Annotated in this window: 15 protein-coding genes; 6 read left to right on the top strand and 9 right to left on the bottom strand. The window is 59.5% G+C overall.

Annotated features, from left to right (window positions below; genetic code table 11):
• The first annotated feature begins 134 nt into the window (after positions 1–134).
• Complete coding sequence (locus tag ACVVH8_RS23365; protein ID WP_315445572.1) at positions 135–488, top strand: antibiotic biosynthesis monooxygenase; 354 nt, start codon at positions 135–137, stop codon at positions 486–488.
• A gap of 43 nt (positions 489–531) precedes the next feature.
• Positions 532–774, top strand: a complete 243-nt coding sequence (locus ACVVH8_RS23360) for a hypothetical protein (protein WP_207983792.1) — start codon at positions 532–534, stop codon at positions 772–774.
• 4 nt (positions 775–778) lie between these two features.
• On the opposite strand, the gene ACVVH8_RS23355 is transcribed toward ACVVH8_RS23360, so the two are convergent.
• Both ACVVH8_RS23355 and ACVVH8_RS23350 read right to left on the bottom strand, forming a co-directional pair.
• Positions 779–1408 carry a flavin reductase family protein gene (locus ACVVH8_RS23355; protein WP_095121359.1) on the bottom strand — a complete coding sequence of 210 codons (630 nt, stop codon included), beginning with the start codon at positions 1406–1408 and terminating at the stop codon, positions 779–781.
• A gap of 274 nt (positions 1409–1682) precedes the next feature.
• Positions 1683–1937, bottom strand: coding sequence for a hypothetical protein (locus ACVVH8_RS23350; RefSeq protein WP_103306413.1), 255 nt, complete (start codon positions 1935–1937; stop codon positions 1683–1685).
• Positions 1938–2278: 341 nt separating this feature from the next.
• On the opposite strand from ACVVH8_RS23350, the gene ACVVH8_RS23345 reads away from it, so the two are divergent.
• Positions 2279–3034 (top strand): COG4705 family protein, encoded by a 756-nt coding sequence (locus tag ACVVH8_RS23345; protein ID WP_475226595.1) that lies wholly within the window; start codon positions 2279–2281, stop codon positions 3032–3034.
• A gap of 148 nt (positions 3035–3182) precedes the next feature.
• On the opposite strand, the gene ACVVH8_RS23340 is transcribed toward ACVVH8_RS23345, so the two are convergent.
• The 6 genes from ACVVH8_RS23340 to ACVVH8_RS23315 all read right to left on the bottom strand — a co-directional run bounded on the left by ACVVH8_RS23340 (position 3183) and on the right by ACVVH8_RS23315 (position 17046).
• Entirely contained in the window at positions 3183–4502 is a 1320-nt protein-coding gene (locus ACVVH8_RS23340; RefSeq protein WP_103306415.1) for an MFS transporter, read from the bottom strand.
• A 375-nt stretch (positions 4503–4877) separates the two neighbouring features.
• Positions 4878–6206, bottom strand: a complete 1329-nt coding sequence (locus ACVVH8_RS23335; RefSeq protein WP_475226593.1) for a sigma-54-dependent transcriptional regulator — start codon at positions 6204–6206, stop codon at positions 4878–4880.
• Positions 6206–7966, bottom strand: a complete 1761-nt coding sequence (locus tag ACVVH8_RS23330) for an ATP-binding protein (protein WP_103306417.1) — start codon at positions 7964–7966, stop codon at positions 6206–6208. The genes ACVVH8_RS23335 and ACVVH8_RS23330 overlap by 1 nt, the downstream gene beginning before the upstream one ends.
• A gap of 135 nt (positions 7967–8101) precedes the next feature.
• Positions 8102–10816, bottom strand: coding sequence for an RHS repeat domain-containing protein (locus tag ACVVH8_RS23325; RefSeq protein WP_475226591.1), 2715 nt, complete (start codon positions 10814–10816; stop codon positions 8102–8104).
• Positions 10813–15312: a SpvB/TcaC N-terminal domain-containing protein gene (locus ACVVH8_RS23320; RefSeq protein ID WP_475226587.1), complete on the bottom strand. Its 4500-nt coding sequence runs from the start codon at positions 15310–15312 to the stop codon at positions 10813–10815. Before ACVVH8_RS23320 ends, ACVVH8_RS23325 begins: the two co-directional genes overlap by 4 nt.
• Positions 15313–15522: 210 nt before the next feature.
• Positions 15523–17046 carry a fumarate hydratase gene (locus ACVVH8_RS23315; protein ID WP_016773454.1) on the bottom strand — a complete coding sequence of 508 codons (1524 nt, stop codon included), beginning with the start codon at positions 17044–17046 and terminating at the stop codon, positions 15523–15525.
• A gap of 536 nt (positions 17047–17582) precedes the next feature.
• On the opposite strand from ACVVH8_RS23315, the gene ACVVH8_RS23310 reads away from it, so the two are divergent.
• The 3 genes from ACVVH8_RS23310 (at position 17583) to ACVVH8_RS23300 (ending at position 20539) form a co-directional block, all read left to right on the top strand.
• Positions 17583–18689, top strand: a complete 1107-nt coding sequence (locus ACVVH8_RS23310; RefSeq protein ID WP_475226585.1) for a GGDEF domain-containing protein — start codon at positions 17583–17585, stop codon at positions 18687–18689.
• Positions 18682–19617, top strand: a complete 936-nt coding sequence (locus tag ACVVH8_RS23305; RefSeq protein WP_103306421.1) for an iron-sulfur-binding ferredoxin reductase — start codon at positions 18682–18684, stop codon at positions 19615–19617. Before ACVVH8_RS23310 ends, ACVVH8_RS23305 begins: the two co-directional genes overlap by 8 nt.
• A 172-nt stretch (positions 19618–19789) precedes the next feature.
• Positions 19790–20539: an enoyl-CoA hydratase-related protein gene (locus ACVVH8_RS23300; protein WP_475226583.1), complete on the top strand. Its 750-nt coding sequence runs from the start codon at positions 19790–19792 to the stop codon at positions 20537–20539.
• Positions 20540–20752: 213 nt separating this feature from the next.
• On the opposite strand, the gene ACVVH8_RS23295 is transcribed toward ACVVH8_RS23300, so the two are convergent.
• A complete protein-coding gene (locus ACVVH8_RS23295) occupies positions 20753–22045 on the bottom strand; it encodes a hypothetical protein (RefSeq protein ID WP_475226580.1) in 1293 nt (430 codons plus the stop codon).
• Positions 22046–22063: the final 18 nt, after the last annotated feature.

The raw sequence follows: 22063 nt of genomic DNA, 5'->3' as shown, positions 1-22063 counted from the left end.
CTGTTTGCAGTCTCGCAGGATTGTGCAATGCGGCGGCAGGAATCGACTAACGGCGTCGGTCATCCGGCCCTTAACCTTGGATCCTGTCGCAGCCCGTCCCCCGGCTGCCACGCGACTCCCTGGGAGGGTTGAACATGTCCAAGCAGATTCCCGTCAGTCATATGGCCTTCGTTCGAGCGCGCGCCGGGCGTTCGGCGGAACTCGGTGTACGCCTCAGCGCGTTGATCGAACCGTCCCGTGCCGCCCCCGGTTGCCTGAGCTTTGCCTTGCAGCATTCGCAGTGTGATCCCGAGTTGTGGCTGGTCTCCGGGTTCTGGAGCAATCAGCAGATGATGACCGCGTACTTCAACAGTCCGTCGATGGAAATCTTCGCCGAGCTGGTGCAGGAACTGGTGGTCAACAGTCTGGATTTCCACACGTTCAAGGATGTCTCCGCGGCGCAAGCCCTCGGTCAATGCCCGGCACCGGTACACAAACTCGCCGGTTGAGGGTTTAATGTCCGGCTTAATTGACTGAGCCAGGACTTGCGACATGGCACGTAAAGAGTTCGAACACTTCGAAGCAGTATCCGCAGTCGTCCCCGTCGAACTGGGTGGCAACAAGGGTTATCACGCGGCAATCGCGGTGAAAGCCCTGGTCGATGGCGGTGCACCGCGCTTTCACAAACTGCTGGATGATCAGGTGTTCCCCGGCGCCATCGCTGCCGACGAGGCCGCCATCAATGAGCTGGATAAACTCAAGGGCGTCACTGACGACGCCGAGTTGATCTGGTAACGCGTTACTTCGTTGCGCCCGGACGCCACATCTTGAACAGGGCCTCAGGCCCCAGCTGGAAATAATCCGCCGGCCCGCCGCCGCGCAGAATCGGTTCTGCCGCGGCGGTGTCGTAGATGCCGTCCTTCAACAGCCACTTGGCGATATGCACGGCGACCACTTCGCCGAGGATCAGCCAGCTCGGCACCGTCTCGCCGTCGGCACGCTGCAACTGAATGATCTGCGTGACCTTGCACTCGAAGGACACCGGGCTTTCGGCGACCCGTGGCACTGAAATCACTTTCGACGCCACCGTGGTCAGTCCCGCCAGCTCGAATTCGTTGACCTCAGGCGCGACCATCGCGCAGCTCTGGTTCATTTGTTCGGCGAGTGGGCGGGTGGCGAGGTTCCAGACGAATTCGCCGGTCTGCTCGATGTTGTTCAGGCTGTCTTTGCGCCCGACACTGGAGAAACCAATGATCGGCGGAATGTAGTTGAACGCATTGAAGAAACTGTACGGCGCCAGGTTCAACTGGCCATTGGCATCCTGCGAGGAAATCCAGCCGATGGGGCGTGGGCCGACGATGGCGTTGAACGGATCGTGGGGCAGGCCGTGGCCGTTGGCGGGTTCGTAGAAGTGGATGTCATCGGGCATGGCTGGGGCTCTTGGAGATGGCTGGATCAGGTGGCCAATAGTGCAAGCACGATCAAACAATTTCCAGTCAGGCACTGATATTCCATCCAATCAAAACCCTGTGGGAGCTGGCTTGCCAGCGATGGCATTTTTTCAGCCGATGTAAATGTCGACTGACAGATCGCCATCGCTGGCAAGCCAGCTCCCACAGGTCTTTGTGCTGAGCTAAAAAATATCATTCCCCCAGAAATGACTAAGCCCGGCCGAAGCCGGGCTGTGCGCTTTACAACTGCAATCAGCTGATGGCAGCGGATTGGGTGCGGTCGTAACCGTCAGCTGCGAAAGTGGCCGAGCCGGTACGGTCATAACCGTCCTCAGCGAAGGTGGCCGAGCCGGTACGGTCGAAGCCGTCTTCGGCGACCGTGGCCGATTGAGTGCGATCATAGCCATCGGCAGCCACCGCGGAGCCCGTGCGGTCGAAACCGTCGGCAGCAAAAGTGTTGGCAGCCAGTACAGACAGGGTCAGCGCGAGGATCAGTTTGGTTTTCATATTCGTTACTCCAGATTCGTTGGCGGGTGTGTCTTGCATGGGGTTCATGCTACGCCAACTATTTTGATTAAAAAGCGCAAAATAATGCTAAAAACCATCGATTAAATAGATATTAAGAGCGACGCATTGAAAGGCTTCCATCATCAGGAGCGAACGTCGCGCAGGTAATCGATCAGGTGAGCACAGGATGAAAGCTGAGCATTAAACGCTGATTAATCGCTGTTTTCGTTGTGTGACAGATTTTTCATAGATTCCCGACCGCTTTTTCACGCGCGCAACGCCAGTCTGCCCACGGCCAGAAAACCAAGAACCGGCCGTCACACACTGGAGCGTTCCCTGCGATGAATAAACTTCCTCAAATCACCTTGGCCTTCTGGGTCATGAAAATCTGCGCGACGACCCTGGGGGAAACTGCGGGGGATTTGCTGTCGATGACGCTCAACGTCGGCTATGCCATCAGCTCGCTGATTCTGATCAGCGTGTTCGTCCTGACGCTGATCAGCCAATTGATGGCCAAGACCTACAAGCCGCTGCTGTACTGGATCGTGATTTTGTCCACCAGCACCGCCGGCACCACGATGTCTGATTTCATGGACCGCACGCTGGAGCTAGGGTATGCAACGGGCTCGATGATCCTGATTGCAATTCTGCTGGCGATCTTTACGGCGTGGCGCCTGAGCGGTGATTCGCTCAACGTCAGCAAGGTGCAGAGCTTTCGCGGCGAGATGTTTTACTGGATGGCGATTCTATTCTCTAACACCCTCGGTACAGCGCTCGGCGATTACCTGGCCGATGATTCGGGGCTGGGGTTTGCCGGTGGTGCTTTGCTGATCGGCTCGACCATCGCGGTGGTCGTGCTGCTCAAGTACTTCACGAAGATTTCCACAGTGGTGTTGTTCTGGGTGGCGTTCGTGTTGACCCGGCCGTTCGGTGCGACCCTGGGGGACTTGATGACCAAGCCCCATGAGAAGGGCGGGCTGGACTTCGGCACCATCGGTTCGTCGGCGGTGCTGGCGGGGATTCTGCTGGTGATGATTGTGGGTGCATCGTATGCGCAGAAGCGCTATGGCAAGCAGCAGGCTGCCGAAATGACCTGATACCGAGTTGCCTCGATCGCTGGCAAGCCAGCTCCCACAGGGTGTTGTGCTGATCACAAAATTTGTGACCGCCCGAGAAACCTGTGGGAGCTGGCTTGCCAGCGATGGGGCCAGAACAGCCACCGTTGCAGTGGCTGTGAACACCCGATCAGTCAGTGACGATCCGCGAATGTTTCTGGGTGTCCTTCATGGTCACGTACACCAGCAGCGACACGGCAATACACGCCGTCACGTACCAGTAATAACCGGTTTCCATGCCAATGCTCTTGAACCACAGCGCGATGTATTCGGCAGTACCGCCGAAGATCGACACGGTCAGTGCATACGGCAGGCCGACGCCCAGTGCACGGATTTCAGTCGGGAACAGTTCGGCCTTCACCACCGCGTTGATCGAGGTGTAGCCGCTGACAATGATCAGCGCCGCCATGATCAGGAAGAACGCGCCCCACCAGGTCTGGATGGTGTGCAGGGTCATCAGGATCGGCACGGTGAAAATCGTCCCCAGCACGCCGAAAGCGATCAGGATCGGACGACGACCGATCTTGTCCGACAGGCCGCCGATGATCGGTTGCAGGCACATGAACAGAAACAGCGTGGCGGCAGAAATGGTGGTCGAGTCGGAGATGCTCATGCCAACGGTGTTCACCAGGTACTTCTGCATGTAAGTGGTGTAAGTGTAGAACGCCAGGGTGCCGCCCATGGTCAGGCCGACCACGGTCAACAGCTCTTTCGGATGGCGCATCAAGGTGCGCATGGCGCTTTCCTTGGACTTTTCTTTCTTGGTGAACGACTCGGTTTCTTCCATGCCGCGACGCAGGTACAGCGCCACCACTGCGCACAGTGCGCCGATGGCGAACGGGATGCGCCAGCCCCATGCATACAGCTGTTCAGTGGTCAGCACGTTCTGCAGCACGATCAGTACGCCCAGCGCGATGAGCTGACCGGAGATCAGGGTCACGTACTGGAAGCTGGAGAAGAAGCCGCGACGTTCCTTGGTCGCCATCTCCGAGAGATAGGTGGCCGAGGTGCCGTACTCGCCACCGACTGACAGGCCTTGCAGCAGACGGGCGAACACCAGCAGGATCGGCGCGCCGATGCCGATGGTCTCGTAGTTCGGGCTGAGGGCGATCAGCAGCGAGCCGAAGCACATCAGATAGACCGAGGCCATCAAGGCTTTCTTGCGACCGACCTTGTCCGCGTACAGCCCCATCAGCCAGCCACCGATCGGACGCATCAGGAAGCCCACGGCGAAGATCGCAGCGGTGTTCATCAGTTGCGCGGTGGAGGAGCCGGCGGGGAAGAATGTCTTGGCGAAGTACAGCGAGAAGGCGGCATACACATACCAGTCGTACCACTCGACCATGTTGCCGACGGAACCGCTGAAGATCGATTTGATCCGGCTGGCGGTGGTTCTTTCTTTGGCCGGCACGGCAGCCGACCCAAGTGGCAGGGCGTTGGAGTTATCCATTGAAGGATCCTTCGTTTAATTGTTTTTGTGGAGCGCGTGGGAACGCAGCCTGCTGGGGCTATAGCAGGAGGTGTGCCAACGGGGAGAGGGGCGGTCTAGAGGGGGGGACGGAATTCGGTGAGCGGATTTATGCCGATGCTGGTGTCGGGGTGAGCGGAATTCCGCTTATGGCAACTACAGTCAAAAGCCCCTCACCCTAACCCTCTCCCTGAGGGAGAGGGGACTGATCGAGTGGTTTGTTCGAGGTGCATCGACCTGAATTTGCGAGGCGAACTCAGGTTTGAAAAGCTTGAAGATCGGCTCCCTTCCCCCTCTCCCATTGGGAGAGGGCTGGGGTGAGGGGCTGGTTTTCAGCCACAGGAAACATCTCAAGTCTCACTCAAGCAAAAACATCTCCCGACTCAACCCATGCCGCTGCATCTTTTCATTGAAGGTCCGGCGCGGCAGTTGCAACTCTTCAAGCACCGCTTTCACATCGCCCTTGTGCCGGGTCAGTGCCGCGCGCAAACACTGCGCTTCAAACGCTTCCTGCTGCGCCGCCAAAGACTGGCCCGGATCAATCCCCGGCGCCGGCTCATCAAGCCCCAGCACCTGGCGTTCGGCAACGTTCGCCAGTTCGCGCACATTGCCCGGCCAGTCGTGGCTGAGCAGGTGGCTCAACTGGCCGCCCGTCAACGGTGGAAAATTACGCCCCAGACGCTGCGCCGCACTCTGGGCAAACGACTCGAACAACAACGGAATGTCTTCCCGGCGATCCCGCAACGGTGGCAGCCGCAGTTCGGCAACGTTCAAACGATACGCCAGATCTTCGCGAAAACGCCCGGCCCGCGCTTCGTCGAGCAGATCGGGTTTGGTCGCGGCGACGATGCGCAAGTCAACGCGAATGCTCTGGTTCGAGCCCAGGCGTTCGAGTTTCTGCTCCTGCAACACTCGCAACAGTTTTACTTGCTGGGCCAACGGCATGCTTTCGATTTCATCGAGAAACAGCGTGCCGCCATCGGCGTATTCCAGTTTGCCGATGCGCTTGCCGGAGGCGCCGGTAAACGCGCCGCTCTCATGGCCGAACAGCTCGGCTTCAAACAATTGTTCAGGAATCGCCGCGCAGTTCAGCGCCACGAACGGCTTGTCCGCCCGTGACCCGAAATCATGCAGGCAACGGGCAACCAGTTCCTTGCCGCTGCCGGTTTCGCCACGGATCAGCACGTTGACCGGCAACGCCGCCAGATCCAGCACCTGCCGGCGCAAGGTCTGCATGCCACGGGACACGCCGAGCAGCGTCGCATCGAGTTTCGCGCGGTTGTCGGCCTGCTCGTGCAGGGCGCGGTTTTCCAGGACCAGCCGGCGTTTTTCCAGGGCCCGGCGCAAGCTGCCGAGCAGGGTTTGCGGGCTGAACGGTTTTTCCAGAAAGTCGTAGGCGCCGTCGCGCATGGCTTCGACCGCCATCGGCACATCGCCGTGACCGGTGAGCAGAATTACCGGCAAGTCGGCGTCGCGGCGCTGCACTTCGGCCAGCAGTTGCAGACCACTGAGGCCGGGCATGCGCACGTCGCTGAGGATCACCCCGGCAAAGTGCGCGGGCAGGGCGGCAAGGCATTCTTCGGCACGGCTGAACAGCTGCACCTCGAAACCCGAGAGGCTCAGCCATTGCTCGACCGCATTGCGAATGCTGCTTTCGTCATCGACCACCATCACCGAGTTGAGCATCAGATATGCGCCTCCAGATCGATCGGCAAGGTCAGGGTGAACACCGCGCCGCTCGCGCCATTTTCCACACTCAGACGTCCGCCTGATTCATGCACGATAGCGAACGAAACCGCCAGCCCCAGCCCCAGGCCATCGCCCACAGGCTTGGTGGTGAAGAACGGATCGAACACCTGGCCCAGATGTTCGTCGGGGATGCCGCCGCCATTGTCGCTGACACTCAGGCGCCACAGTTGCTCGTCGGCTTCCAGACGGATTTCCAGACGTTTGCACGGTGTGCCCTGCATGGCATCGAGGGCGTTGCGCAGCAGGTTGATCAGCACCTGTTCCAGGCGGATTGCATCGCCGCGCACCCACGCCGGACGGGTCAGGTGCAGCACCAGACTGACCTGTTCGTCATGCAGGCGCGCGTCGAGCAAGTGCAGAGATTGATCAACCACTGTCGCCAGATCCAGGCGTTCGCGCAAACCGCCGGGGCTCTTGCGGGCGAAGGTTTTCAGGTGGCCGGTGAGGGCGGCCATGCGCGTGAGCATATCGTCCACCGGTTTCAGCGCCTTGTAGGCATCATCGACGCGGCCATGCTCGAGCAGCAGCCGCAGCGTCGCCAGTTGCATGCGTTGAGCCGTCAGCGGTTGGTTGATTTCATGGGCGAGGGCGGCGGACATCTGCCCGAGGGCGGCGAGTTTCGCCGACTGCACCAGGCCATCCTGCGCGGTGCGCAGATCGCGGGTGCGTTCCTCGACCAGCCGCTCCAGTTCTTCGCGGTTGCGCTGGCGGACTTTCGACAGGCGCCAGCGCTGATTGAGAAACAGCAGCAGAAACACCAGCGCCAGCCACACGCCGGCAGCCGCGAGCCCGGCGTTACGCAGGTCTTCGAAGGCCACTTGCGGACGGCGCAACAGATGCAGCGTCCAGCCTTCGGCCGTCAGTGGCAGCGACTCCCACAGATAATCCGCCGTACCTTGCGGGCCTTCGACGCGGCGCAGATCACTGTTGTCGTCGAAGCTGCGCAGGGACAAATGAGTCAGTTGCACCAGCGACTGTTTGTCGTACTGGCGGGTGGCTTTGATCTCGGCCATGTCGCTGGCGGTCAGCGGCCGCAAGGCGCGATAACGCCAGCCGGGCTGGTTGGCAATGAAGATGATGCCGCGCGCATCGCTGACCAGCAGGGTGTCGTTGCCCTGGCTCCATTCGCGTTCCAGCTCGGGGAATTCCAGCTTGACCACCATTGCCCCGAGGAACTGCTCGTTGTCGCCCAGCACCGCACTAGAGAGGAAGTAGCCGGGAATCCCGCTGGTCACACCCACCGCGTAAAAACGCCCGGTGCCCTGGGTGCGGGTCTGGCTGAAATACGGGCGAAAACCATAATTGTGGCCGACATAACTGCTCGGCAGACGCCAGTTGCTCGCGGCCACCGCAAGGCCGCTGTGATCGAGCAGTTCAAGGGTCGAGGACTGCGCCGCGCCGTTGATTTTTTCCAGTTTCAGATTGAGTGCGTTCTGTTGTTCGGCGTCGACCGGACCTGTCAGCGCCGAACGCAATTGCGGGTCCAGCGCCAGCACGGCGGGGAGGGCGCGATAGCGGTCGATCAGGGTGTGCAACGAATTGGCATAGAGCGCCAGTTGCTGGTTGGCGCGGGCCGCGTCTTCTTCCAGCGCCTGACGTTCGGCGTGGCGAATGGCAAGCGTGGCGGCCACAGCCGCACCGGCGATGATCAGCAGGGTATACAACGACAGACGCAAGGTACGGGAAGTCGGCAGCATGCTGGGTTAACGGTGGCAGTTCGGGCGGGCACGATAGCATGGGCGGGCGTGGCCCGGCGCTCTGTTCGGTCAGGCCACGGAGGTCAGGCGCAGGCACCCGTTCACGATTGTCTGAATGCTTTCAACCATGCTCATCTACTTCCTTGCCACTTGTCTGGCGTAACTCTTGTACATGGCCTGCCTGTCGCTAATGGTGTACAGCGCTCGCTCTGTCAGCGCTTCCAGGTTTTGATACTTGACTGAGCCGGCTTGTTGGTGGCCAACCGTGCCGCGGAACAGGTCGACAAAGTAATTTAAGTTCGAGCTGTAATATTCTTTCAAACCAAGTTCATTGAAAGCTGCAAGTCCGCGGTTGGCTACTTTGGTCGTGACCTCATGCAACTTCGCGAGCTCGTCGATATGGGCGTTTATTTCTTGAGGAAACAATCCCTCTTCTGCCCTGCTGCCATCTTCTGCGACCTTGGCAAGTTCCATCAGCTCTCCAACACCATAGAGCTGGGACCCCAGTACAGTAGGGACAATGTACTTGGCCGCTTCAATGAACTGACTCGGACCAAACGCCTGTGGGTTTGCGAATATATCTAGAGGAGAGCTCCCGGGAGCGGTTATCTGTTGCTGGATCGCTTCAGCGGAAATATCGGACTTATGCGGAATAATGCTTGCATTCAAAGCTTTGACATTGGATGCCACTTTGTCGATGCGAGCTGATATTTCGTCACCCACAATGTTGCCTATGGTCAGGCCCTTTAGTTCTCCCGGATTAAACGGGTCGCCCCCCGCAAAGTCATGAAACTTGTCAAATCCAATTGTTGTCGCGACAAAGTTGAGACCTGTTTTGACGGCCAGATCAATAAATTTCATCCCTATCATTGAGCGAAAGCGAGCCGGACTCGACAGGTTATCTATTTGCTGTTCAAGGATATCCATCTTCGAATTGACGCCGCTCAGGAACTTGATCGAAAACTCAATATCCGCCTTCAGTTCCGCGGGCGTTCTGTCCTCTCCATTGATATCGACATACCTCAGCGGATTATTCCCGACAAACCCATACAGATTCAGCCCGTCCACATCCCCTGCCGGGTCAGCACTTACCCAGCGTTGCAGCCACGGTGCGTAATAGCGCGCGCCATAGTAGTAAAGACCGCTGACGTCCATTTCCTTGCCAGAATAACGCACGAACTTATAGCTGACCTCGATCGCGGCAGCCATCCACGCCGTGGCACCGAACGGGTAATAGCCTTCTTCGCTGATCGTTTGCGCGTTGTGATCCAGTTCCATCGAACAGGATCCCAAATGATCCTCGAGGCTGTAGCGCAGTTGATTGTTGTCGATGTCGGCGGGAGGCGCTTTTGCCCAATGCAGGCAGCGCGCATTGCCGACGCTGATGACGTGCAGTTCTTCGCCGTTGTCCTTGCTGCGGATTTCCAGACCCGGCAGGTAGCGCACCTGAGCAAAATGTCCGGCGCCGCCGCTGAAGGTTTCATGGCGTTTGAACACCCGTTGACCCTGGCTGTAATGGTAATGCTCGGCATCATCCTGACCCCCTTCGCGGTGGATCAGCGTCACGTTTTGCAGTTCGTCGCGGGCGTTCCATTGCAGGGGCTGACCGGGTTGCACAGCCAGCAGGTTGCCGTGGCGGTCGAACAGTTTGTCGAAGACAGGTTCGGCGTCGCCCGGTTGCCAGCGCACGCCACGGTTGCTGGTCGGGTCAATGCGCATCTGGCGGGTGTAGCTGGCGCCGGCTCGCACATGCACCAGTTCGGTCAGGTTGCCACCGGCGTCGTAGGTGTAGGTCTGGGTGTAGTTGAGGCGGTTGTTCGGATCGGTGGGCTGCGGTAGCCCCGGAATGTCCGAGAGCGGCCCGTCGTCGTAACCGCTGGCGCTGATCAGCCGGTACAGCGAGTCGTAGCTGAAGTCGCGGTGGCCGTCGACGAGTTGGTTGGCAAACCAGATTGGCTGGAAGGCGTGGTCTTCGATACGGGTAATGTTGCCGGCCGGGTCATAAAAGTATTCGAAGTCTTGCAGAGCCTTGGCGTCTTTGTGGCTGGACTGGCTGCGCAAGCGACCATTGGCCGGATCGTAAGTCCAGCGGCTGCGCACCCCGTTGCCCGCCAGTTGTTCGATGATCTTCCCCTCGGCGTTGTACTGCGCGTCGAGCAATACCTCTTCGCTTTTGGTCTTGCCATTGACCAGCAGTTGCACCTGCCTGAGCTGCCCGGCCAAGCCATAGTTCGACTGCTGGCGATGGTCGCCCGCATCGATCTGTTCCAGCACCGCCCCCAACGGATTGAACACGCGCCGACTGGTGAAAGCTTCGCCATCGAGAAATGAACGGGTTTCGCTCAACGGCTGGCCGGACAAGGCATAGCCATTCAGGCGTAACGCGCCGGACGGATCCTTCTGCTCCAGTAATTGGCCGCGAAGATTGAGTCCGGCATCGGCGCTGGCATCGGCGTAAATGAAGCTATCGACATCGGTTGCATCACGGCCCTCGACCGCCACCACGCGCAACTGATCATCGAAGGTCGAACGCCAATGACCGCCGCGTTCGTCCCAGCGCTGCAGCGGCTCAGCGGCCAGCCCCGGCAGGCTGAGGCGCCAGCCGGCGTCGACACTGGCGACTTTCAGTGCCTCGCCGGCCAGACCGTAAACCGTTGAGAGATTGGGCGCGGGCAAACGCGGATCCCATTGCTCCACCAACCGCCCATTCACGTCGTGGCACTGACGGCTGATCAGGGCCGTTACCTCTGCGCCCGCGACACTGCGCAAATAGCCGACCTGACGAATCGGCAGGCCCCGGCCATCACTCACCGCGAGTGAGGGCGTGCGCGAATGCACGGTGGCGGTCAACGCCGTGATCTCCGTTGTGACGGCACCGCTTCAGCGGTGTCGTTGAAGTCTTCGCTGGCGTGATACCACGGATGATACGTCTCACGGGAAAAGTCACCCTTGGCGTTGAGCAGTTTGACCGCACGCCCCAGCGGGTCGTAGAACAGTTGATCGTAGTGACCCAGCGTGTGCAGCGACTGGTCATTGATATAACCGTGGGCGTTGGCAAAAAACGGTCGGAACTGACGCACCGCCAGGCCTTTGTTGTTGTATTCGATGCGCTCGCTGATGCGCCAGCGCGGATCGGCATGGACTTCAACGAACTGACCGTCCTCGACAATCAACGAGCCGTCAGCGTCCACCGCATAGGCCAGGCCCGGGTCGGCCAACTGCTGGTTTTGCAGCGCTCGACCAAAACCGTCGACGCAGGCCTTGGTGATCTGGATCTGCGCCTTCACGGGGTCATCGGGGTAACGGTCGGCGCTGAGGACAACGGTGTGCACCGGTTCGCGACGGGTCGTGACGATCACCTCGTGCAATGCCTGTTCTGCCGCCGTCAGTGGGGCGAGCCCAGTGAGTCGTCGGCGGGCGCTGGCACGAATGTAGCCGCTGGGCAGGATGTCACCGCTGGCGAGCCATTCGCCGGCGGCAGGGCTGTCGGTCGGGCTCATTCCCATCCAGCTGAACAAGTCCTTGCGCAGCGTACTGGCAGCTTTTTGCACGGCATCGTGTGGCTTTTCTATCGCTGGATCGGGGCGATGATCCTCCGGACGCACGTAGTTGCTCAACGTTTCGAAACCCGCAGCCTTGCCGTATTCAGTGCCGTGGAAACTGGTCGTCAGCGGCTGGCCGGAAGGTTCGTAGATCGCCTCCTCGATATTGTCGTTGGCATCGGTGATCGTCAGCGGTTGCAGTGCGTGATAGTCGTAGGTGACCCGGGTGGTGCAGCCATTCGGCAACACGACCTGGGTGATCGCCAGTCGGTAATCATCGTATTCGGCGGTGGTGAGCCCATGGCTGGGGGTTTCGCGGTAGCTGCGCACCTGATGAAAACCTTCGATATCGGCGTAATCGGCGAAACCGAAGGTGGATGACCACAGATTTTCTTCGGCATCGTCCGGCTCGGTCTCGAACTGCAACCGCATCGGCGTGTAACCGATATTTTTCAGTTCATCTCGGATATTGAAGGGCGGCGGCAGAACGTCGTAAGCGTCTAGCGCCGTCTTGTCAAGTTGCGCCAGTTCCAGCGGCCCCGCCAGTGCTTCGAATTCGGCGTCACCGTCGTCCAGCGGCAAACCGTCGGAGCTTAGATAACGCTGCACCGACTGCGTCGTCAGCACCCGCTGAGTGTTCCAGTGCGGCGAATCCTGATGCAGCGCGAGTTGCTCGAAACTCACTTCAACCGGGGACAATCCTTCAGGCAGGGTGCCTTTTGGCAACACCAGCGCATTGCCGCGCTGTTGCCACGGCAAGCCCAGACGCCATTGCTGGAGATTGCTGGTCAGGTTGATGTATTGCGCACGGGTTTCGCTCAGGTAGAACGATTGTTGCGCCTCGTCATGGGCGTCGCGCCACCACTGTTGTTCATCCGGGTCGCTGAACGGCGGTTGATCACGTTCAGTCAGCCTGCGCGCGTAGCTGACTGCCAATGCATGAGTCGACAGGCCGTGGTCGTTCCAGCGCAGATTGACGTCGTGGCGACACAGCGGATCGTCAATGAAACGGTCGTACTGGTAGCTGATTTTCTCCAGCACCAACGGCAGCAACACGGCGGCCGCAGAGTGATCTTGAGATCGGACTTCACGCACCAGATAGCGCCGTTCTTCCACGGCATAGGGTGTAGCCATGCCCGGCAAGTCCATGTCCGCATCGGCATAAGTTTCTATGCGCGTGATTGAGCCAACCAGCGCCCGGGCGATCTGGTACTCACTGTCGGCGTCATGGGGGGCGATCGGTTCATCTATTTCGTCACCGGCGTGGTAGCGGCTGAACAATGTTTTGCCCAGCGGCACGGCATGCGGGTCTGCATTGAAATAGCCGTCACGCTGGCGATCCAGCGCTTGCCCGGTGTGGAACCAGGTGCACACCCGCACCGGTGCGCTGAAGCCGACGTCGTCATCCGCCGTGGCGCTTTCGCTATCGGTTTGCTGCAACCGGCCGAAGCCGCGGAACTCGCGCTCCTTGCTGTCGTAAAAAGCTTCGCGCCAGGTAAACGCCTGGGTCAGACAGTTGCCAGTGATCTCATCCAGTTGCTGTTGTTTTTTGACCACTGCCACTGGGAACGGCAGGTGGGAAACCGGCAGACGTTTCAGCTTGAGGAATCGTTGTTTTTCATCCAGCCATTCCTGAGCCGAGCTGCGGTAGACCACGCTGGTACTGCAACCCATGTTGTTATTGCTGGCGGTCAGCAGATAAGGCTTGGCCGCGACAAAATCGTAGCGCCAATGCTCTGGATTGATGTGCGGCACCGTCAGGATCAGGCTGGCGCAGCCCAGACCTTGCAGGTCGGCGAAACTCACCTGGCTGAAGCGGTCGTAACGCACGCCTGCGGGCCAGGGCACGATGACCGGGATCTGCTCCAGGCCGTTGCCACCGCGATTCAGATAGATCTCGAACACATCCGACTTCAGATAGATCAAGGCGGGTGCACCGGAGCCGTCGAGGTCGGCAAGGCGTACCCGTGCCGAATCGAACTGCTCGTAGGCGAAGGGCAGGGAGCTGATCTTGCGGCCTTCGCCAAACCGGCCGTGACCCAGGTTCGGCCAGCAGGTGATTCCGTCATGGCGGATGCGGCACAGTTCGGGCATGTCGCTGCCCAGCAGATGGCCAAGCAGCACCAGCTCGGTGGGCGAATTGCTGAATAACGGCAAGCGGTCGTGGACCGGGGTATGCGGCACGTGTTCGGCGCGGGCGAACCCTTGCTCGCGCTGGTTGGCGTACAGACGCACCGCGTGCGGGCCGATCAGGGCGATGGAGCTGAGCCCGTCACCGCTGAGGTCGCCCAGTTGCGCCAGGGTATTGAAGAACTCCAGCGGGAATGCATTGAACAGCACGAAATCGGCGAACTCGCGTTGCGCATTCAGCGTACGAAAACCGCTGGCGCCCGGTTGCGCGGTGATCCAGTCGAGGCGGCCATCACCGGTCAGGTCGGTGAGCAGTTGCTGCACCGGCCGGCTGCGATCGGCAACCGGAATCCTCTCCAGCGCTGTCCACGGCCCATAACCGATCTCATCACCGCCGGCGTCGCCACGCAGCGGCTCGCGGTAGTACCAGCATTGGTCATAGCGACAGAGAAAACCTGGAACGCCCTCACCGTAGAGGTCGACGCACTGGTAGAACCCACCGTCTTCGATGCCTGGCTGTGTGTCCATGGCGAACAGGCGTGTCGGGGTTTTATTGATCTCGAACGCGGAGTAGTCGAACTCCACCGGCGGGGTATGTTCCACGGCGCCGCTGGCATCGAAGGCCTGATAGTGGGCGGCGCTGATCTGGCTCTGGGTCCATTGAGTTGCGCTTTGTGGATTTCGGTACTCCAGCAACAGGCGTCGTACCAGCACCGGTTTGCCACGCAGGCTCACCGGGAAATGGTGAAACATCAGCACTTGCCGACAAAGCCTGCGCGTGCCGACTGCAAAGCCCTGGCCAAACGTCGAAAAAGGATCCGGGCGAACTGGCCAGGGCAGCAAGGTGTCGCCGTCATACACCGGGACTTCCGTCAACGATGCGCTGCGTTGGCCGTAGTCGAAGATCAGCTGGAAATGCCAGTTCAGCTGCGCAGGCTGTTCCACTGTCCAGGCGTACAAATCCTTGCTGGCGGTGAAGTTGCCGTAACACACCCGCTCCAGATAGCGTTGGGCACGGTAGTCGTGAATCGGGTCGGAGTCCTGGTCATCGGCTTTGTAAGCGAAACAGATGTGCTCACCGTGGGTATTCATGCTTTCGCAAAGCAGCCAGCTGCTGATCCTGGTTTGATCACCCGGATCGGCACGACGTGAGTCAGGCGTCTTGCCATACAGATGCAACGAGCCGTCGGCGCCGTGGATCAGCCAGAAGGGCGGCTGATCCTTCGTCGGTTGCCATAGCTCGCGCAGGGCAAAATCGCTTTCCACCCGGGGCCAGTAACGCACCACGCGGTGTGAGCCGATGTCCTCGCCGCCGTAATGGGTTTCGAGGCGCGACTTGAGCGAACCATCAGCCTCAAGTTCGGGCATCCACTCCTCACCGTCGGCGCCGATGATTTCATCGTGTTCGGTGTAGCGTGGCACGCCTTTGTTGGTGCGCCGGCTGATCTGCCCCAGGCCGAGATTCCAGCCGATACCAAACGGGCCGTTGCCGGTCTGGCTGCTGTAGGTCAGCGACAATTGCGGATCCCAGCCACGCCCGGCGGACAGGGGAATCGGCAGCTCGAACGACGCAGCACCCGTCGGGCCGACGGCGCCCCAACTCTTGCCGATGGTAGCAATCGATGAGCTTTTGGCGATGGAAGGCGTAGTGATGCTCAGGTCTTGATCGGCCATGGTCCTGTCCGTTGCGCACGCAGTGATCGGGGGTGGACTGACGCTATCAAGAACCGGGCGGCGCGTAACCTGTCAGATCTGACAGGTGCGCAAGACCGTTTTGTATGCTTTGTCGCGGTTTTTATCGCCAAAGGGCTTATGCAAGTGCGGGCACAAAAAAGGCCGGCTCGTCGTGGGACGGGCCGGCCTTGTTTTTTACGGTTTAAGTGCTTACTGCACTTCTACCGCCAGGCTTTCGCTGATCTTCTGTTGCCAGATCGCAGGGCCGGTGATGTGTACCGATTCACCTTTGCTGTCCACCGCGACGGTGACCGGCATGTCCTTGACCTCGAACTCGTAGATCGCTTCCATACCCAGCTCGGCAAACGCCAGCACCTTGGACTTCTTGATCGCTTGCGCAACCAGGTAAGCGGCGCCGCCGACAGCCATCAGGTACACGGCCTTGTTGTCCTTGATCGCGTCGATGGCGGTCGGGCCGCGCTCGGACTTGCCGATCATGCCCAACAGGCCAGTCTGCTCAAGGATCTGCCGGGTGAACTTGTCCATTCGCGTTGCGGTGGTCGGGCCAGCCGGGCCAACCACTTCGTCACCGACCGGATCAACCGGGCCAACGTAGTAGATGAAGCGACCTTTCAGGTCGACCGGCAGGGTTTCGCCCTTGTTGAGCATCTCGACCATGCGTTTGTGCGCGGCGTCGCGACCGGTGAGCATCTTGCCGTTGAGCAGCACGGTTTCGCCCGGCTTCCAGCTCTGCACGTCTTCCGGGGTCAGGGTGTCGAGGTTGACGCGACGGGCCGACGGGCCGGCTTCCCAGACGATTTCCGGGTAGGCGTCCAGTGGTGGCGCTTCCAGCGAGGCCGGGCCGGAACCGTCGAGCACAAAGTGCGCGTGACGGGTGGCGGCGCAGTTCGGGATCATGCACACCGGCAGCGAGGCGGCGTGGGTCGGGTAGTCCATGATCTTCACGTCGAGCACGGTGGTCAGGCCACCGAGGCCCTGGGCGCCGATGCCCAACTGGTTGACCTTCTCGAACAGCTCCAGACGCATTTCTTCGATGCGGTTCTGCGGGCCACGGGCCTTCAGTTCGTGGATGTCGATGGATTCCATCAACACTTCCTTGGCCATGACCGCGGCTTTCTCGGCGGTGCCGCCGATGCCGATGCCGAGCATGCCCGGTGGGCACCAGCCGGCGCCCATGGTCGGAACGGTCTTCAGCACCCAGTCAACGATCGAGTCGGACGGGTTGAGCATGGCCATTTTCGACTTGTTCTCGGAACCGCCGCCCTTGGCCGCCACGTCCACTTCCACGGTGTTGCCCGGGACGATGGAGTAGTGAATCACGGCAGGGGTGTTGTCCTTGGTGTTTTTGCGAGCGCCCGCCGGGTCGGCGAGGATCGAGGCACGCAGGACGTTTTCCGGCAGGTTGTAGGCGCGACGCACGCCTTCGTTGATCATGTCGTCCAGGCCCATGGTGGCGCCATCCCAGCGCACGTCCATGCCGACACGCACGAACACGGTAACGATACCGGTGTCCTGGCAGATCGGGCGGTGGCCGGTGGCGCACATGCGCGAGTTGATCAGGATCTGCGCCATCGAGTCACGCGCCGCTGGCGATTCTTCGCGCAGGTAGGCTTCGTGCATCGCCTGGATGAAATCCACGGGGTGGTAATAGGAAATGAACTGCAGGGCGTCGGCAACGCTCTGAATCAGGTCGTCTTGCTTGATCACGGTCATGAGTCGCGCTCCTCTAAAAGACGGGAACATTCAATAAGGTGCCTGCGGCTTGGGTGCATCGGTCGGTCGCAAGCACCTTTCAAGGCACGCCGGGGCTGCTGGCGCGACGCTAAAAAGGCGCGGCAGTATACCGCGCATCACAGGGGCATACACGCGCCGGCAGTCATTCGTTGGTCGCATGGCTGGGCGAATATCGGACATGGGGTTTGCACTTCAAGAGCTACCCCCTCACCCCAGCCCTCCCGAAACGTCGGACCGCCCCCAAGGGGGCGAGGGGGAAAGGGAGCCGATCTTCGTGCTATTCAAAACCTGAGTTCGGCGCGATGTTTCAGGTCGGTGTACCTCAGATAAACAACTCGGTCAGTTCCCTCTACCTCCGGGAGAGGGCTAGGGTGAGGGGCTTTTAAAGGGGCTTTTTTGACGTCAAATTTCGAGCCCGAAAATCGGTGGTCATTTATCGACTACGCCACTAAAGTGGCAGCCGGTCTGTAGAGTAGGACACTCGGTCAGCCTCCAATCGCACGGTGAGTCAACGATTGACCCATAACGCCATTCAACGTCTTTTGCTCAAACGCTTTGCCCTCGCTGCAGCCACCTATGGATTGGCTTTGCTGCTGCTGTGGCTGGCGTTTTTCACCGGTCATTACGAGCAGTCCCTGAGTGCCATCGCCATCGGCAGCGCGCTGGTGGTGATCAGTCAGGCCGTCCTGTTCGTGCTGTTCTGGAGCGGGCGCAACCTGCGCTTCGCCGACCCCAGCCTGACCGAGGGGCAAGTCTTGCTCGGACTCGGCTGGCAGACCTGGCTGATCGCCCATCTGGATGAAGCGCGCAGTGCCTTCCTGGTGTTCTATGTGCTGATTCTGCTGTTCGGTCTGTTCCATCTGAGCCGGCGGGCGTTTATCCGCTGTGCGCTGCTGGTGTTCTTCAGCTTCTGCGCAATCACCCTGTGGGACGCTTATCACTACCGCTTGCGTGAGCCCGCGCTCGCCGCCTTGCAGGTGTGCATCCTCGCCATGGTGCTGGCATGGCTGGTGATTTATGCGCGTTTCGTCCAGGTGTCGCGCCAACGCATGCGCCAGCGCCGCTTTGCCTTGCAAGCACACCAAGACACGTTGCGCGGGATGATGCGCCAGCTTGAAGATCTGGTGGCCACCGACGAACTGACCGGCCTGTTCAACCGCCGGCATTTTCTGCGCCTGGCCTCGCGCGAGCTGAATGCGATGGACAGCGACATCGTGCACGGCCTGGCACTGATCGACCTCGACCATTTCAAACGCATCAACGACTTGCACGGCCACGCCGCCGGCGATCAGGTGTTGCAGGCGTTTGCCGGCGTCGCTCAGGCCTGCTTGCGCGACGGCGATGTGCTGGCACGTTATGGTGGTGAAGAATTCGTCGTGTTGCTGCCCGACTGCAATGCCGAACGGCTGACCGCTTGCTGCGAGCGTCTGCGGATCGCCTTCACCGATGTCGAACTGATCGGCCTGAATGTACGCAACCTCAGCCTGTCGGCCGGCATGACCCTGTTGGCGTTGGGCGATGATCTGGATGACGCCTTGCAGCGTGCCGATCAGGCGCTCTATCGGGCCAAGCGTGACGGACGCAATCGCTGTGCGGCCGCGTGGGAGAACGTCGATGCCTGAACTTCGTGTCGCAGAACGGCAATGGTCGGTGGCGGCGGGCAGCAATCTGCTCGACGCCCTCAATCAGAACGGTGTGGCTGTGCCTTATAGCTGTCGTGCCGGCAGTTGCCATGCGTGTCTGGTTCAGTGCGTCCAAGGCCTGCCTGCCGACAATCGCCCGGATGCCTTGAGCGCCGAGCAGCGCCAGCAGGGGTGGCGGCTGGCCTGCCAGTGTCAGGTGATCGAAGACTTGCAGGTGCACACCTTCGACCCGCTCGCCGACGGTCGCCCGGCGGTGGTCGAAGCACTGGACTGGCTCAGCGACAGTGTTCTGCGCCTGCGCCTGACCCCGCAACGGCCGCTGCGCTACAGCGCCGGGCAACATCTGGTGTTATGGATCGATCACATTGCCCGGCCGTATTCGCTGGCCAGCCTGCCGGAAGAAGACCGCTTTCTGGAGTTCCACCTCGACTGTCGCCAGCCTGGCGAATTCAGCGATGCGGCGCGGCGCTTGCAGATCGGCGACTCGATCCGTCTTGGCGAACTGCGCGGCGGCGCGCTGCATTACGACGCTGACTGGCACACCCGACCGCTGTGGCTGCTGGCTGCCGGTACGGGCCTGGGCCCATTGTTCGGCGTACTGCGCGAAGCCTTGCGGCAGGATCACCAAGGCGCCATCCGCGTCATTCACCTGGCCCATGATGCCGAAGGGCACTATCTGGCCAAACCCCTCGCGGCATTGGCCGCGCAGCGCGAAAACCTCAGCGTCGAGCTGTGGACAGCGGCCGAGTCAGCCGCCGCTTTGGCGCAACTGCGCCTTGTTTCCCGGCAAACCCTGGCCTTAGTCTGCGGCTCGACGGCCAGTGTCGACGCCTTCGCCCGACGCCTGTACCTGGCTGGACTGCCGCGCAATCAACTGCTGGCCGATGTGTTCTTGTCCCGTGGTTGAACGCTGAATTCATTTGTTCGAGAGATCCTGTGGCGAGGGGATTTAGCGAAACGTCGCACCGCCCCGATTGAGTCTGCAGCACTCACAATAGTCTGGGGCCGCTGCGCAGCCCATCGGGGATAAATCCCCTCACCACAGTGATCTTCGCTGGCCTGAACTGTCGAGAGATGTCATGACCGAAGCCATTTTGCTGGAACGCGAACGCGGTTTGTTGACCCTGCGTCTCAACCGCCCGGACAAGAAAAACGCCCTGACCCGGGCCATGTACAGCCATCTCGCCGAGGCGTTGAAACAGGCTGACAGCGATCCGCAAATAAACGCCGTGTTGATCACTGGCAGCAGCGAATGCTTCACCGCCGGCAACGATATTGCCGATTTCATCCAGCAACCGCCGAGTGATCTCGACAGCCCGGTGTTCCACTTCATGCTCAATCTGCTCGAATGCCGCAAACCGGTGATCGCCGCCGTGGCTGGGGCGGCGGTGGGGATTGGTACGACAATGTTGCTGCATTGCGATCTGGTTTACGTCAGCCGCGATGCGCGCTTGCGCATGCCGTTCGTCAACCTCGGGTTGTGCCCGGAGTTCGCTTCCAGCCTGATCTTGCCGCGCTTGCTAGGGCAGGCCAAAGCGGCAGAGTTGTTGCTGCTCGGCGAAGGTTTCAGCGGCGAACAGGCCGCCCAGTGGGGCATCGCCACAGAGGCGTTGGGCAGCGGCGAAGCTGCATTGGCCAAGGCACGGGAGATGGCGTTGCGTTTTGATGAGCTGCCGCCGGAAGCTGTCCGCATCAGCAAGCAATTGATGAAAGCACCGGACCGTGAGTTGATCCGTACAGTGATCGAGGAGGAGGGCGCGTTGTTCACTCAGCGACTGCGTTCGCCGGAGGCATTGGCGGCGTTGACCGGGTTTATCAAACGGCATTGAATCTTCGCTGACTGTGCCGGCCTCTTCGGGAGCAAGCCCCCTCCCACAGCAGAACGGATTTCAACTGTGGGAGGAGGCTTGCTCGCCAACAGGTCCGATCAAACACCACATCTTGTGGGGCAGTATCAAAAAAGCCCTGTCAACCACATGGCAGGGCAACCGGTTTTAAGTCAGCTACGCCCGTGAAAATGCAAACCAGACCTAGAAGATCCGTTATCCAAGCAGGCCCCGCGCAATGAAATGACGAATGACGATTCCGTCGGATTCAAACCCGAGAATCAAAACTTTATTATCTTTAAGCCATGCCAGCGATGAGGAGCGAAGCTCGAACATCAACCCGCCAGTGCCAGCGCCAAAGTCTGGATCAAGTTCACCGGCATCCGTAAATCGAGCGACAACGGTTGTTGTAACGTGATGTTCAGCTTCTGAATATCCATGGACAAGAATCTTGCCGTCGCTTTGAATCAGGGCGCCTCTCCATGCCAATCTTCGGTCAGCCAAATGGGTTATCAAGGGTAAGCCACGGTTGAATTGGATATTTTCGCTGCCGTCGACTTCTCGACTGATTAATAATCCTGACGACTCAGGGTGTTGAGTTGCACCGCCAAAAGCCAAAAGTCGATTATTGGTCTGTCGAATAGCTCCAGCAGTGCTCAGCCTATAATCTTGCGAACTGATAATTAAATAGCCGTTGTCGGCAAAAGAAAGGTCTGTTTTCCCATCAGGCAGTAGTCTGGTGACCATCGATAATATCTGATTATATACTGGGTGGCAGAAACCACTCACCGTATACGTCCCGTCGTTTTCCAGCAATATTGACTGCACGTATGTTTCTTTAAAACCGGCGATACCCGGTATTTTTACGAAGCCGGTTTGGTTAAAGCCGGTATCAATAGCTCCATTTTCGTGGAGCCGCGCGACAACCGTATAGATTTCTTCGCGACTCCAGATGTCTTTCCACAGCATTATCTTTCCGTCAGGAAGGGCCAAGGTACCGCTGTGCTGTTGATCTTGCGATGAGCGAGGAGAGGGAGCATTTGTTGAATCGTTGTCGGTAAAGTCGATAACAACTTTGCCCTCTTCGCCAAACCCGAGATCCAGGCTGCCATCCAGATTCAGACGTACCAGACCTCGAAGCGTCGGCGGATTATAAAGAGCAGCAGTCAGCAATATTTTGCCATCTGCGAGTATGTCTATCTTGGTAGCCGCCAAATTTTTATCGTGGTTGCCGCCGTTATAAAAACTTCCACTGGCATATCCCGCAATGCCAAAGGCAGTGTCGACGATACCCTCTGAGGTCAGTCGCAGACAAAAGTAATTATTATAATTTGGCCCGTCACCGAGTGATCCCGCAATATAAATTCGCCCCATTGGGTCAGTAATGCATGTTTCGGGGTTCAATAAAACACCGTTCGGGTCCACTTTATCCAGGCGTACAGTCCCGGCCTCGCCAAAAGACGGATCAAATTGACCATCGACCAGTACTGTATTAAGAGTCATGTTCATGTCTATTGCCTTCATGAA

This window comes from Pseudomonas trutticola BRTCR10 (assembly GCF_056155105.1).
This window is presented reverse-complemented; position numbering and strand designations above follow the sequence as displayed.

Excerpts from the sequence above, each read along its gene's own strand:
- ACVVH8_RS23350 (WP_103306413.1), bottom strand. The coding sequence starts at position 1,937 with ATGAAAACCAAACTGATCCTCGCGCTGACCCTGTCTGTACTGGCTGCC.
- ACVVH8_RS23300 (WP_475226583.1), top strand. The coding sequence starts at position 19,790 with ATGACCGAAGCCATTTTGCTGGAACGCGAACGCGGTTTGTTGACCCTG.
- ACVVH8_RS23320 (WP_475226587.1), bottom strand. The coding sequence starts at position 15,312 with ATGGCCGATCAAGACCTGAGCATCACTACGCCTTCCATCGCCAAAAGC.
- ACVVH8_RS23295 (WP_475226580.1), bottom strand. The coding sequence starts at position 22,045 with ATGAACATGACTCTTAATACAGTACTGGTCGATGGTCAATTTGATCCG.
- ACVVH8_RS23365 (WP_315445572.1), top strand. The coding sequence starts at position 135 with ATGTCCAAGCAGATTCCCGTCAGTCATATGGCCTTCGTTCGAGCGCGC.
- ACVVH8_RS23340 (WP_103306415.1), bottom strand. The coding sequence starts at position 4,502 with ATGGATAACTCCAACGCCCTGCCACTTGGGTCGGCTGCCGTGCCGGCC.
- ACVVH8_RS23335 (WP_475226593.1), bottom strand. The coding sequence starts at position 6,206 with ATGCTCAACTCGGTGATGGTGGTCGATGACGAAAGCAGCATTCGCAAT.
- ACVVH8_RS23355 (WP_095121359.1), bottom strand. The coding sequence starts at position 1,408 with ATGCCCGATGACATCCACTTCTACGAACCCGCCAACGGCCACGGCCTG.
- ACVVH8_RS23345 (WP_475226595.1), top strand. The coding sequence starts at position 2,279 with ATGAATAAACTTCCTCAAATCACCTTGGCCTTCTGGGTCATGAAAATC.
- ACVVH8_RS23330 (WP_103306417.1), bottom strand. The coding sequence starts at position 7,966 with ATGCTGCCGACTTCCCGTACCTTGCGTCTGTCGTTGTATACCCTGCTG.
- ACVVH8_RS23315 (WP_016773454.1), bottom strand. The coding sequence starts at position 17,046 with ATGACCGTGATCAAGCAAGACGACCTGATTCAGAGCGTTGCCGACGCC.
- ACVVH8_RS23305 (WP_103306421.1), top strand. The coding sequence starts at position 18,682 with ATGCCTGAACTTCGTGTCGCAGAACGGCAATGGTCGGTGGCGGCGGGC.
- ACVVH8_RS23360 (WP_207983792.1), top strand. The coding sequence starts at position 532 with ATGGCACGTAAAGAGTTCGAACACTTCGAAGCAGTATCCGCAGTCGTC.